This is a genomic window from Mesohalobacter halotolerans (assembly GCF_006120725.1).
GTDB classification, from domain to species: Bacteria; Bacteroidota; Bacteroidia; order Flavobacteriales; family Flavobacteriaceae; genus Psychroflexus; species Psychroflexus halotolerans.
Map to the genome: position 1 here is coordinate 514,805 of NZ_SWMU01000002.1, position 12,753 is coordinate 527,557.

Annotated in this window: 11 protein-coding genes and 3 tRNA genes; 6 read left to right on the top strand and 8 right to left on the bottom strand. The window is 35.5% G+C overall.

All coding sequences use genetic code 11. The annotated features are described in order from the left end of the window. Positions 1-23 precede the first annotated feature (23 nt). On the top strand, positions 24-1,121 hold the full coding sequence (locus FCN74_RS06920; RefSeq protein WP_138931856.1) for an acyloxyacyl hydrolase: 1,098 nt from the start codon (positions 24-26) through the stop codon (positions 1,119-1,121). A 103-nt stretch (positions 1,122-1,224) separates the two neighbouring features. Here the strand turns inward: FCN74_RS06920 and FCN74_RS06925 are convergent, their stop codons facing one another. From FCN74_RS06925 to FCN74_RS06950, 6 genes are all read right to left on the bottom strand, one after another. Continuing rightward, positions 1,225-2,283, bottom strand: a complete 1,059-nt coding sequence (locus FCN74_RS06925) for a hypothetical protein (RefSeq protein ID WP_138931857.1) — start codon at positions 2,281-2,283, stop codon at positions 1,225-1,227. Between the two features lie 3 nt (positions 2,284-2,286). Next, the gene (gene kdsB / locus FCN74_RS06930) at positions 2,287-3,042 is read right to left on the bottom strand and encodes a 3-deoxy-manno-octulosonate cytidylyltransferase (RefSeq protein WP_246062579.1); all 756 of its coding nucleotides are present in this window, start codon (positions 3,040-3,042) and stop codon (positions 2,287-2,289) included. Next, positions 3,039-3,701, bottom strand: coding sequence for a class I SAM-dependent methyltransferase (locus FCN74_RS06935; protein ID WP_138931858.1), 663 nt, complete (start codon positions 3,699-3,701; stop codon positions 3,039-3,041). The genes kdsB and FCN74_RS06935 overlap by 4 nt, the downstream gene beginning before the upstream one ends. Positions 3,702-3,706: 5 nt before the next feature. Then, positions 3,707-5,950, bottom strand: coding sequence for a DUF349 domain-containing protein (locus FCN74_RS06940; RefSeq protein WP_138931859.1), 2,244 nt, complete (start codon positions 5,948-5,950; stop codon positions 3,707-3,709). A gap of 110 nt (positions 5,951-6,060) precedes the next feature. Further along, entirely contained in the window at positions 6,061-7,155 is a 1,095-nt protein-coding gene (gene ychF, locus FCN74_RS06945) for a redox-regulated ATPase YchF (RefSeq protein WP_138931860.1), read from the bottom strand. 88 nt (positions 7,156-7,243) lie between these two features. Then, the gene (locus FCN74_RS06950) at positions 7,244-8,185 is read right to left on the bottom strand and encodes a LysR family transcriptional regulator (RefSeq protein WP_138931861.1); all 942 of its coding nucleotides are present in this window, start codon (positions 8,183-8,185) and stop codon (positions 7,244-7,246) included. A gap of 102 nt (positions 8,186-8,287) precedes the next feature. On the opposite strand from FCN74_RS06950, the gene FCN74_RS06955 reads away from it, so the two are divergent. Beyond that, the gene (locus FCN74_RS06955) at positions 8,288-9,133 is read left to right on the top strand and encodes a hypothetical protein (protein WP_138931862.1); all 846 of its coding nucleotides are present in this window, start codon (positions 8,288-8,290) and stop codon (positions 9,131-9,133) included. 19 nt (positions 9,134-9,152) lie between these two features. Here FCN74_RS06955 and asnB read toward each other — a convergent pair whose 3' ends face one another. After that, positions 9,153-10,814 carry an asparagine synthase B gene (gene asnB / locus FCN74_RS06960; protein WP_138931863.1) on the bottom strand — a complete coding sequence of 554 codons (1,662 nt, stop codon included), beginning with the start codon at positions 10,812-10,814 and terminating at the stop codon, positions 9,153-9,155. A gap of 176 nt (positions 10,815-10,990) precedes the next feature. Here asnB and FCN74_RS06965 point away from each other — a divergent pair, with 176 nt between their 5' ends. Continuing rightward, on the top strand, positions 10,991-11,488 hold the full coding sequence (locus FCN74_RS06965; RefSeq protein ID WP_138931864.1) for a phosphoribosyltransferase family protein: 498 nt from the start codon (positions 10,991-10,993) through the stop codon (positions 11,486-11,488). Here FCN74_RS06965 and FCN74_RS06970 read toward each other — a convergent pair. Beyond that, positions 11,485-11,997, bottom strand: a complete 513-nt coding sequence (locus FCN74_RS06970) for a shikimate kinase (RefSeq protein ID WP_138931865.1) — start codon at positions 11,995-11,997, stop codon at positions 11,485-11,487. The two genes, FCN74_RS06965 and FCN74_RS06970, sit on opposite strands and share 4 nt — an antisense overlap. Positions 11,998-12,139: 142 nt before the next feature. Between FCN74_RS06970 and FCN74_RS06975 the strand changes: the two genes are divergently transcribed. The 3 genes from FCN74_RS06975 to FCN74_RS06985 all read left to right on the top strand — a co-directional run bounded on the left by FCN74_RS06975 (position 12,140) and on the right by FCN74_RS06985 (position 12,719). Then, positions 12,140-12,212 (top strand) — tRNA-Lys (locus FCN74_RS06975). Positions 12,213-12,412: 200 nt separating this feature from the next. Beyond that, a tRNA-Lys gene (locus tag FCN74_RS06980) sits at positions 12,413-12,485 on the top strand. A 150-nt stretch (positions 12,486-12,635) separates the two neighbouring features. After that, positions 12,636-12,719 (top strand) — tRNA-Leu (locus tag FCN74_RS06985). The last annotated feature ends 34 nt before the right edge of the window (positions 12,720-12,753 follow it).

Sequence of the window (12,753 nt, forward strand, 5' to 3'; positions counted from 1 at the left end):
TCTACTTAATTAACCGACTAAAAATGAGTAAAAAACTTCTTCTCTTTCTATTCTTTATGGGCTTAGTATATTTAAGTTGGGGACAAGCAGAACATAATAAAACTATCAAAAACCCAACCTTTATCGGCTTAAGTCTTGACTATGCCTACATTTTACAACACACGAGTTCATTAAGAGAAATAGGTGATGCCTACCCTACTGGAATTAGCCTGGATTGGAGTAAGTTATTATTAAATAAAAAAGCATGGGAATTTTGTAATTGTTTTCCTAGATTAGGTGTTGAGCTATCCTATTGGGACTTTGATAAAAGAGATATTCTTGGAAGCGGAATAATTGCTCTAGGCTACGCTGAACCCTATTTTAGAACACAGAAAAAAACAAATCTATTTTTTAGATTAGGGCTTGGAGGTACTTATCTCACCGAGCCGTTTGATGAACAAACTAATCCACTGAACAATACCTATAGTACGCACTTAAGTTTGGTTATTATGGCTGGAATAGGGATAAACTATCAAATTTCAAATGAGTGGAATCTCAGAATGTTAGCCAAATACAATCACACTTCAAACGGTGGCATCAATACGCCAAATAAAGGTATAAATTTTCCGAGCTTGAGTATAGGTGTTGCAAAAAGTTTAAATCCTGTTTCCTACCCAGACTATCAAAAAATTGAATCAAGACAAGCGCCGGAAAATAAAGAGCGAATATCTTTGACTCACTTTTCTGGCTGGAGTAATGCACAGGTTGGTGATAAAGATAAATTTTATGTATTTGGGTTTACAGGTCATTATAGTCGCTGGATTGGAAAACGAAGTGCTTTAAATGCCGGGACTGAAATTATCTTAGATTATTCTAGACGCGAACTCATTGGAAGTGAAGGAAACAGTAATAGTTTTGTCCAGGCTGGCGCCTTAATCGGTCATGAGTTTTGGTTAGGCAAGGTGACGTTTGCCCAACAACTCGGAGTTTATTACTTTAATGATTATCGTATTAACGATGATATTTACCAACGATATTTTTTAAGTTATAGCTTTACGGATAAATTTGAAGCTGGCTTTGGTCTTAAAGCTCACCTTAATGTCGCAGATTTTTTTGATTTACGCGTTGCTTATCGGCTTTAAATTTAATTCATACTTCAATTGTACCTAAATCTGATATTTGAAATATTTTTCAAAAAAACTGCTGGAAACTGCTAGGTTTATTTTTCAATCAGCTAAGCAAAATTTAAAACACCTCATCGTATTCTTGATAATTACGCTTGACAAATTCGAGTGCTGTTTTTAAAATATGACCCATTGTTTTAGCACGTTTAAATTTAATATCCCTAGTATAAGCCACCAACTCATTTCGTAATTGTTTGACGTTGTCTTTTGTAGAGACGTGATCTTTTATCATACTCCTAATCAACATTCTAAAGCGTTTTTCAGAGGTGATTAAACGTTTGGCAACTTGTGAGCGTTCTTCTTTTTTGTATTGTAGAATAGATGATTCTTCTAGATGTTTTTCAACCAATTTGACCATAGTATAGTTTTCCTTAAAGAAGTGCGGGCGATATACATTAAGCTTGCCTTCATAACATTGCTGGTCAAAGTCTATAGCCCTAATTTTGTAATCGACATGGTCAAAGTCGTGTGTAGGAATGACCACATAATTATAAGATCGCATATCGCCAAGTAGTCTAAGTATACACCGCTCATTAAACTTGACAAATTGCTTGGCGATTTGAGTTTTTTCAAGGTGATCACAATCCTCTAAAAATTCTTTGATAAATACATCGCCAGGAATACCTGAAATGTGCTCTTCAATCAGCGTATCTTTGTAAACTAAAAAGTTAATTCGGTGAGGAGATAATATATGTTCAAAATCTAAGCCGTAAATTCTTGAAGCATCTGCTTTTTTGACATAGAAATAAGTGAAATTATCGTTTAAAATATTTCTAATTTTTATGCGAAACGGTTTAGAATTCCCAAAGGTACAGAAATCAATGGCATCAATATTTAAAAAATCAAGGTTACCAGTTTTACCGTCAGAATGTAAAATGGTATACACTTTTTTTAAACTTTCGTCAATTGCATCGCGTTCAAAATCTGGATAATAGCACCTCACCCATAAAGTATCTTCATCATTCTTATCAAAAACTGCGACAGACCCTGAAAATCGCATCAAATCATCATAAAATACCGGTATTTTGGTCTCACGGTTATAAGTTTTTAAATAATTAGAAAGCGTTTCGTTGATGGGAAAAGACGGCTTTTTTTGTGACATGAGCTTTTGCTCCTCCATATTTTATTGATTTTGTTGGTTTAAAAAGGCTTTAGCACGAACTAAATCTTGTGGTGTGTCAATGCCAAAACTATTTTCTTGTGTTTCAACCATTTTTATGGTTTTGCCGTATTCTAAAAAACGAATACATTCGATTTGTTCTGCAGCTTCAAGGCTTCGCATAGGTAACGTAGAAAAATCTAAAATTGCTTGCTTTCTAAACGCATAAATGCCTTTGTGACGATAATATTGAGTAGGTGCTTGTTGATTTCTTGAGTATGGGATTGGAGATCGGGAAAAATACAAGGCAAAATTATTGTTATCAACAATCACTTTGACATAATTGGGATTTAAAATATCAGTTTCGTCTTGCAGTGGTGTCATAAGTGAAGCTAAATCAATTTGCTCGGCATCTTTTTGATAAAATACATTCAGCAAGTGTTTTAAACTTGTTTTATCTGTAAAAGGTTCATCACCCTGAACATTGACGACAATATCTGTATCAATTGCCAGAACGGCTTCTGCTATACGATCGCTACCGCAACTGTGTTCGGTTTGGCTCATTATAACTTGACCATCGTGGCTTTTGATATCATCGTAAATCTCTTGACTGTCAGTTACTACCATCACATCATCAAATAAACCTGTGGCTTTTGTATTGAGGTAAGTCCGAGCAATAACGCTTTTGCCACCTAAGTCCTGCAAAAGTTTTCTGGGAAATCTCGTGGCTTGTAATCGAGCCGGAATCATAGCTATAGTATGTAACTTGGTGTCTTTCATGCGCTAAACGTAATTAATTTATCATTATAATATACAGATTTATAGCCAAATTTTTGGCAAATGACTTTTAAAGTTTTTGGACTGTAAAAAAACACATGTGTAGGGTCATTTTTATAATGCCAGTTTTTAAAGGCTTCTACTGTAAAATCATCTGATATCATTTTGGTTTTACAATATAGTTTTCCATTGTGGTTTAATAAGTTATTAAGTTTGCTAAATTCTTTATCGGGCATATAGAAATGCTCCATGACTTCACAGCAAATGATAAAATCGTAGGTGTTATTTTCATACGAGGTATCAGGATAAAAATAAGGATCGTAAAGTTTAACAGAAAATCCTTGTTGCTCTAAAACATGTGATGCAACCGGCCCGGTGCCACATCCATAATCTAAGCCTAAGGCATTTTTTGAAAAATTCTTGTTGATAGCATCAGTAATAGGACTTACAAAATCTTGATAGCGCGTATCCTTAACATCATTATTATGGGAGCGATACCGGTTTTTTTCCAATTCTGGATCTAAAAAAAAATTAGAAGACTTAAATATGGCTTTACAGTTAGGACAACGGTAAAATGTTTTTGGTGTTTTGAAGTAATCACAAAACCAATGGGTTTGGTCATGACATAATGGACATATCACCGTCTTTGTAGACTTTGTCATCTAACTTACAATGATTTAATTTTTTTTAATTTGGTCTGCCACATTTCAAGCTCTTCTTTAAGTTGATCAATATTGTCGTAAACTTCTTTAACCAATGGACTCTCTTTGTCGTCTTCTGAGAAAAATTGCAAGTTATTTTCAAATTGATTGATTTTGCTTTTGGTATCGCTTATTTTGGTTCGTAAAAACTGTTCTTCTTTGTAAATTTTTTGGTCATCATCAGATTCTTCAAGATCTTGTAGGCGATTTTCATATTTGAGTAATTCAGCTTCAGTTTTATCTATATGAATTTGCTTAAATAATTGATCTAGAGCTTTATTGAATTTACCTTCAATATATCTTTTTTGTTTTGGCACTAAACCTATAGATTTCCATTTTTCGATATAGGTTTTTATCGTTTTGAGATCATCTTTTTTCTCTCCTTTAAGTTTTAAGTTTTTGATTTCATCTAGTAAATCTTTTTTGGTCTTAAACGCTTCAAATTCCTCTGCATTTTCTTCATTTTTAAAGGCGTGATACCTATCAAAATAATGATTACATGCGGCTTTAAACTGTTTCCATATTTTGTCTGAATGCTTACGAGGCACAAAACCAATCTTCTTCCAATCGGCCTGTATTTTTTTCATCAGTGGTGTTGTGGTTTCAAAATCCTCACTGTCTTTGTTGTCTTCTGCAATTTTGATTAACTCGAGCTTTTTTTCAAGATTTTCTTTTTGTTGTTTTTTTAAGTTTTTATAAAAAGCGTTTTTGGAACGGTTAAATCGTCTGGTTTGTTCTTTAAATGCTTTCCAGACCCTTTCATTATCTTTTTGTGGCACTCGACCAGATTTAAAAAATAAATCTCTGAGCTCCTGCACGAGTTTTATTTGCTTTTGGGCGTGCTTGTGCGACTTAATTTCGGTATCAGCAAGCGTTTCAATTTGCTTGATAATATCGAGCTTGACATCTAAATTTTTTTCACGTTCCTTGTCTAGTTGCTCAAAATAGGCTTTTCTATTGTCGTGAATTTTTTTGGTTGCTGCAGAAAATTTATCCCATATTTCATCGCGATATTCTTTGGCAACAGGACCAAGTTCCTCCTTCCACATCTTGTGTAACAGTTGCAATTCTCTAAACGCCCGATTAACGTCATCTTCTTCAGCCAGTTCTTCAGCTCTAGAAATAATTTTTAACTTTTGGTCTAAGTTGTGTTGAAAATCTAAGTCTCTAAACTCTCGATCTAGGTGCAAGAAATCGTAGAAACGCTCGACGTGATGGTGATAAGTTTTCCATAATTGAGAATATTCATTTCTCGGAACAGGTCCAGCGTTTTTCCACCGCTCTTGAAGGTCTTTAAACTGCTTGAAAGTTGCTTTCATGTCTTTGCCACTTCCAATCATATTTTTGAGTTCTTCGATTAAAGCCAAGCGGTTTTGAAGATTTTCATTGAGGTTTTTTTTGAGATTCTTATAATAAGCATCTCGTTTTTCCCTGTATTCAAAATAGATGCGATTAAACTTAGTTTTAACCGGTGAGGAGTAATGAAAATCTATAATATTACCGCCATCTTCTATGAATTGTTCTTTCTTTTCATCTATTATTTCGTTAAACTTCTTGTCAAACGCTATTTTAATTTGTGTCACATGCTCGCGAATAGCTTGAACTTTTTCTTTTTTTAAAAGTTTTTCAAGTTCAATAACCAGTTCGTCCATAGACATAGCATCATAGTCTTTCAGCTCAATATCATGTCTTGAGGCATTGTGTTCATCTTCAGAATCTTCAGCATTGGCATCATCAATTGCTTTGTGATGATTATCTTCGATATCGCCTACTTCGGTATCGTTTGCAGTGTTTTTAGGGTCTGGATATTCTGTCGAATCATCAGTTTTATCACCAGATGTTGTCTCGACTTCATTTGTTATATTTTCTTCTACAGGTTTAGTCGAAGAATCTTTTTCCTTGGTGTCGTTATCAGAAGGTTTTTTAGATGGCTTATCCTTAGCAGAATTTTTGGTCTTTTCATTATCATCTTTAGACTTAGATGTCGAGTCTTTGTTGATTTTAGTACTTGCTGCTGTCTTGTCTGTTTTAGCGTCTGAAGACTTCTGCTTTGCCTCAGTTGGACTTTGAGATTTTTCTTCAGTCAAGGGCTTGTCTTGCGCTTGACTATCAGGATTTAAAGCATTATTAGTATCATCTCCGTTTTTAAGGTTTTCACTCTTGTTGTGATGATTGTTAGATTGGGTATTTTTAGCTTTATCTTCAGACATATCTTTCAATGTTTAGGTTCGAAAATTAAATATAATAAAAGATGCAATATAACCCAACAAATTTTGAATATATGCAATGTCTTTTATAATTTTATTAAGTTTCTAAATACCTAAACGTTGAATCTAAAGTTCATCACATCACCATCTTTTACAATATAGTCTTTACCTTCTATTCTGAGCTTTCCTGCCTCTCTAATTTTAGATTCACTAGCATATTTATCGTAGTCTGAAAAGCTTATAACTTCTGCTCGTATAAATCCTTTTTGAAAATCAGTGTGAATTACACCGGCTGCTTCGGGTGCGGTTGAACCTTTACGCACAGTCCAGGCTCTGACTTCTTTTTCGCCAGCTGTAAAGTAGGTTTGTTGGTTGAGAAGATTATAGGCTAAACGGATTAACTTGGACACACCAGGTTCTTCTAAACCGATGTCTTCCAAAAACATTTGTCGTTCTTCGTACGATTCCAACTCAGCAATATCAGCCTCTATTCCTACAGCAAGAGTCAAGACTAAAGCATTTTCATCACGACTTACATTTTTTATCTTTTCTACCATGGTATTGCCATTTACAGCATCGTTTTCATTGACGTTGCAGACGTACATCACGGGTTTATCGGTAATAAACTGAAGTGGTTTTATAAAATTTACACGGTCTTCGTCATCCACTTCAAGGCTTCTTACCGATTTTCCTTGTTCTAGCCAAGTAATAATTTTCTGAAGGATTTCAGCTTCTTTTTGAGCTTCTTTTTGACCAGTCTTTGCCGCACGTTTGACTTTGTCCAATTTTTTTTCTGCAGTTTCTAAATCTTTGAGCTGCAATTCTATATCTATAGTTTCTTTGTCTCTAATGGGGTCTACACTTCCATCAACATGTACGACGTTGTCGTCTTCAAAACATCTTAAAACGTGAATTATGGCGTCTGTTTCTCTAATATTTCCTAAAAACTGGTTGCCTAAGCCTTCGCCTTTACTTGCACCTTTAACTAAGCCAGCGATATCAACTATTTCTACAGTTGCAGGAATAACACGTTCGGGATTCACAATTTCTGCTAATCGTTCTAACCTTGGATCCGGTACATTTACGACACCAATGTTAGGTTCGATAGTACAAAACGGAAAATTTGCACTTTGTGCTTTTGCATTAGACAACGAATTAAATAAGGTGGATTTTCCAACGTTAGGTAAGCCTACAATTCCTGCTTTCATATCAATAATAATTTAGTCGGCAAAAGTAAGCATTGTTTATGTATTTTATAAAGCCTAAGAACATTTAAAGTTTAGGTTTTATAAAATGTCATTGTTTTGGTATTGGACTTACAATATCAACGTCCTGAAAAGCAATTGCACCTTTTATCACGCCGGTTATCGTATCTTGAAGTGCTTTGATAATTTGAAGTTTAAGTTCGCTTTTATGATAAATTAGACTGACCTCTCGGGCAGGTTTTGGATTTTTAAAATTTTTGAGATTAGACTGAAGCTTGCTCGATAGTTCTAAAGTTTGAAGGTAAGGCAGTAATGTCATTCCTAAACCTTCATGAGAAAGTTTTATTAAAGTCTCAAAACTTCCACTCTCAATTTGATAAGGCAGTTGATGTGGAGCATTTCTGTTCTTGCAAATATTCAGTACATTATCTTTAAAGCAGTGCCCGTCTTCTAGTAGTAAAATATCATCTGCATCTAAATCTTCTGGTGACAATTTGGACTTAGAATGCAATTGATGAGATTCTGGTATATACCCCACAAAAGGCTCATAATACAATGGTTTTTCCACAATGTTTTCGGCTTCCAGTGGTGTTGCAGCAATAGCTGCGTCAATTTGTCCTGATTTGAGTTTCAAAATAATATCAGCCGTATTGAGCTCTAATATTTTTAAGTTGACCTTTGCATAGCGATTAATAAAATTTTTAAGAAACATCGGTAATAAGGTTGGCATTATTGTTGGAATAATAGCCAATTTGAACTCACCACCTACATGACCTTTTTGTTGTTCGACAATATCCTGTATTCTAAAGCTTTCGTTAACAATATTTCGTGCTTGTTCTACTATTTTTTGACCAACCTGAGTTAGAGCTATAGGCTTTTTGTTACGGTTAAATATTTCAACTCCAAGCTCTTCCTCCAATTTATGAATTTGCATACTTAGCGTAGGTTGAGTGACAAAAGCATGTTCTGCAGCCTTGGTGAAGTTTTTGTGCTCTGCTACGGCTAAGACATATCTTAATTGTGTAATGGTCATAATAGTTATTATTTATACAAATATATAAATACTATTATGTAAACCTATGGTTTATGTCTTTTCTTTTGAAATGTCTATATTTGTAACACAAAATAGTATTTGATGAAAAAAATTACAATTAATTTATTATTAGCCTTTGGATTTGGATTATTAATAGCTTGCTCTTCAGATGATGACACTATAAATGACAACAATGATAATAACAATCCTGAAACCGAAGAAAGCGAGAACTTTTTTCCATTAGTCGTTAACAATTCTTGGGATTACGAAAACACTTTATCTTCATCTGTTGCCGGCCAGGATGATATAGTCACCACAGAAACTTTATCTATAACTGGCACCACCGAGAATAGCGGAAATACCGTTTATGAATTAGATACTGATAATCCGGCGGGTTCAAGTCCGGTGACCTTGGTATTATCACAAGGTGTACTTCGTAAAAACGATGCGTCTTTAATTTATGCAGGACAGTTCGGTTTGGGTCTAACGGATTTTCCCGAGATAAACTTTGATGTAGAAAATGTTCAAATTTACGATACCTCTGCAAGTTTAGATACAGAGCTTTTCTCACAAGACGGATCAATACAGCAGGAATTTCAAGGTTTACCTCTTAGTATCAATTATACATTATCTTCTATAATGGGAGACAGTTTTGAAAGTTTTGATTCAAATGACGTTACTTACGACAATGTCATTAGTTCACAGTTAATTATTAATTTAGAAATCACGGCTAACATCACGGATCCTTTACCTTTAAATATTCCTATTCTCCAAAGCCAAGATGCTGTGGTAGTGACCAATTATTTTGCAGATGGTGTAGGTTTAGTCCAAAGCGAAACCGATACCAATTTTGTATTTGAAGAGATTCCTATTCCAGAATTTACTTTAGAAGATATTAGTCTTTTGACTCTACAAGAATTAGTAAATTACAGTGTAGAATTAGAATAATTAAATCACAAGTCAGCTTTTAATAGCCTTTATCATGGACATTTGAAACTGCACGACCTGACGGATCATTCATGTTTTTGAATGAGGCATCCCATTCTAGCGCCACTTCAGAACTACACGCTACCGATGGAACAGACGGAACAGTTTGAGCAGCAGTCTGACTTGGAAAATGTTCAGCAAAAATACTTCTGTAGTAAAACTCTTCTTTACTTTTTGGAGGTTGATATGGGTATTTATAGTGTGCATTTTTAAGTTGGTCGTCGCTCACTTCATTGTTAACTTTATCTTTTAAGGTATCTATCCATGAATATCCCACTCCATCGGAAAATTGTTCTTTTTGTCGCCATGCCACTTCATCTGGAAGCAAGTCTTCAAATGCTTTCCGCAATACCCATTTCTCAATTCTCCCTTCTTTGATCATTTTATCTTCCGGGTTTATACTCATCGCAACATCAATAAATTCTTTGTCTAAAAATGGAACGCGCCCTTCAATACCCCAAGCTGCGAGAGACTTATTTGCTCGTAAACAATCATACAAATAAAGTTTATCGAGTTTTCTTACCGTTTCTTCATGAAAAGCTTTGGCATTTGGGGCTTTATGAAAATAAAGATAACCGCCAAACAACTCATCAGAACCTTCTCCGGACAAAACCATCTTGATACCCATAGCCTTAATAGCTCTTGCCATCAAAAACATGGGTGTCGATGCCCTTACTGTAGTCACGTCATAAGTTTCAAGATGATAAATCACATCCTTAACGGCATCAAGCCCTTCCTGTATGGTAAAGATGATTTCATGGTGTACGGTATCCAAATGTTTGGCAACAAGTTTTGCTGCTTTCAAATCCGGGGAACCCTCAAGACCAGTTGCAAAAGAATGCAATTTTGGCCACCATGCCCCTGTTTTGTCGTGCTCTTCTATCCGTTTTTCAGCATATTTTTTTGCTAAGGCAGAAGTTACAGAAGAATCTAAACCTCCGGAAAGTAAAACACCATAAGGCACATCACTCATTAATTGTCTGTGAACAGCTGCATCCAAGGCTTCTCTAATCGCTTCTTTTGAAGTGTTATTGTTTTTGACATCCTCATAATTTCTCCACTTTGGCTGATACCACTGTTTAAAATCATGGGATTCTTGAGTCATGTAATGTCCTGGTGGAAATACCTCTATTTTCTGACAGATACCCTCTAAAGCTTTGAGCTCAGAAGCCACGTACAACGTGCCATGCTCATCCCAACCCACATAAAGTGGTATGATGCCCATATGATCTCTGGCAATCAAATATTCATCGTTTTCAGAGTCATAAAGGGCAAATCCGAAAATTCCATTCAGTTCGTTTAAAAACTCACGTCCTTCTTGTTGATATAAAGCCAAGATAACCTCACAGTCTGATTGTGTCGTAAATTTATAATTTTCAACCTTTTGCCTGAGGTCATTATGGTTATATATTTCACCATTGGCAGCAAGCACCAGTTTTTGGTCTTCGCTAAATATAGGCTGTTTACCGGAAGTCGGGTCTACAATAGCTAATCGCTCGTGAGCTAAAACCGCATTTTTATGAGCAGATATTCCACTCCAGTCAGGACCGCGATGTCGGAGTTTTTTGGACATTTCAAGAATTTGAGGTCTAAGTTTCTCCGGTGTCGTCTTTAAATTGAATGCACAAACAATACCACACAAAATTTATAAATTTTAAGGTTAGAATGAAGGGCTAAATATCGATTAAATAATTATTTTTACAATCCCTAGCTCGGATATTTTACATCAAGCTTCATTTTTATTAACTTGTTGAAAATACTTTGTTTAATTGAAGGGTTTTCAATCAAAGTTGGGTTTAAATACAATATTTTAATTTTATGGATAAAAAGACTATCATATTAAGCGACCAACAAATTCGCCACAAAGTCAAACGCATTGCCTTTCAAATTCTGGAGTTCTATGACGGAGAAAAGCAACTTATTATTGGAGGGATATCAAAAAACGGATTTGTGTTTGCGAAACGCATCATGGAAACTATAATAGAGATTAGTGATATTAAACCTTTGCTCTGTGAAATTAAAATTGATAAGAAACATCCCTACCAAAATCCAAAATTTAGCCTGAGCCTTGAAGACATGAAAGACCAAAGCGTTGTGATCGTCGATGATGTTCTTAACCGAGGTACTACTTTAATCTACACGGTTAAACATCTTTTGGAAACCAACCTCAAAGAACTTAAAACGGCTGTTTTAGTGGATCGGAGTCATAAGAAATATCCTATAAAAGCTGATTTTAAGGGCATATCACTTTCAACATCTATCAACGAAACTGTCAAAGTAAGCTTTGGCGAATCTTCAAAAGCAGAACTGTTTTAAATGGACAAGATTTGTCGACCTATAGCCTCAATTCTCATTTCAGATACGTCGATTAGGTGCTTGGCCTGACGATAATAATAATCTCTTTCAAATAAATGCTTTCTGATAAAATCTTTGAGTTGATTTTTATCCGTGATGTTATCTATTAAAGGCCGTTGTTCTTTTTGATTAAAAAGTCTGTCGGTCAGGATCTCGAAATCGACTTTAAGATAAATGCTAGTGACGTTCTGTTCAGCATTAATGAGCTCCATATTGTTTGCATAACACGGTGTACCTCCACCAAGTGCAAAAACATCATAAGGTTGTTGTTTTAAACAGTCTTTCAGACATTGGTGTTCAATCCTTCTAAAATAAATTTCACCTTGATGTTGAAAAATATCCTTAATGGAGCGGTTTTCTCGTCGCTCAATAAAATCGTCCAAATCGCCAAAACTTAGGTTGTGATGTTCACTCAAATAGCTTCCAACTGAGGACTTTCCGCAACCCATATATCCTAATATAACTTTCATAGTAATAATTTGATAGACAAATTTAAAATTACTTTAAAATAATAAAGTCTTAATCTTGATAAATTAAATAATGATAGTATATTTGCACCCTCAAAAATTTGAGACTTGCTTAGTTGCAAATGCATCTTTGACATTTAAACACGATCTGGTAGCTCAGTTGGTAGAGCATCTCCCTTTTAAGGAGAGGGTCCTGGGTTCGAGCCCCAGCCAGATCACAACGTGAGATGGATGTGGCGAGTCCCGAAGTGTCGGGATATGCTGAGCTTGTCGAAGTAAGCCCCAGCCAGATCACTATTTAAGCAGGATTTGAAGTTTTAAACGTTAACCAAATTCAGCAGAATACCGAATACCGATTGGTTTTTTTTGAACTAATCATGTATTCAACACCAATTTTCGATAGTTCCGAAAATTTTTAGATCTGGTAGCTCAGTTGGTAGAGCATCTCCCTTTTAAGGAGAGGGTCCTGGGTTCGAGCCCCAGCCAGATCACAACGTGAGATGGATGTGGCGAGTCCCGAAGTGTCGGGAGAAGTGTCGGGATATGCTGAGCTTGTCGAGGTAAGCCCCAACCAGGTCACAATTATGAATCGTTAAATCATTCAAAGTATTATTACGCTTTGCTTATAAGCTATAGATTGAGCCCAGGTGCTGGAACTGGTAGACAGGCATGGTTGAGGGCCATGTGTCCTTTAGGGCGTGCGGGTTCGACTCCCGCTCTGGGCACTTTAATACGTTTTGTATCGTTCATTTCAAAATT

Bases quoted from the DNA above. Each gene is read 5' to 3' on its own strand.
- kdsB (WP_246062579.1), bottom strand. From the start codon at position 3,042: ATGAAAGACACCAAGTTACATACTATAGCTATGATTCCGGCTCGATTA.
- FCN74_RS06925 (WP_138931857.1), bottom strand. From the start codon at position 2,283: ATGGAGGAGCAAAAGCTCATGTCACAAAAAAAGCCGTCTTTTCCCATC.
- FCN74_RS06965 (WP_138931864.1), top strand. From the start codon at position 10,991: ATGGATAAAAAGACTATCATATTAAGCGACCAACAAATTCGCCACAAA.
- FCN74_RS06970 (WP_138931865.1), bottom strand. From the start codon at position 11,997: ATGAAAGTTATATTAGGATATATGGGTTGCGGAAAGTCCTCAGTTGGA.
- FCN74_RS06920 (WP_138931856.1), top strand. From the start codon at position 24: ATGAGTAAAAAACTTCTTCTCTTTCTATTCTTTATGGGCTTAGTATAT.
- FCN74_RS06940 (WP_138931859.1), bottom strand. From the start codon at position 5,950: ATGTCTGAAGATAAAGCTAAAAATACCCAATCTAACAATCATCACAAC.
- ychF (WP_138931860.1), bottom strand. From the start codon at position 7,155: ATGAAAGCAGGAATTGTAGGCTTACCTAACGTTGGAAAATCCACCTTA.
- FCN74_RS06950 (WP_138931861.1), bottom strand. From the start codon at position 8,185: ATGACCATTACACAATTAAGATATGTCTTAGCCGTAGCAGAGCACAAA.
- FCN74_RS06955 (WP_138931862.1), top strand. From the start codon at position 8,288: ATGAAAAAAATTACAATTAATTTATTATTAGCCTTTGGATTTGGATTA.
- FCN74_RS06935 (WP_138931858.1), bottom strand. From the start codon at position 3,701: ATGACAAAGTCTACAAAGACGGTGATATGTCCATTATGTCATGACCAA.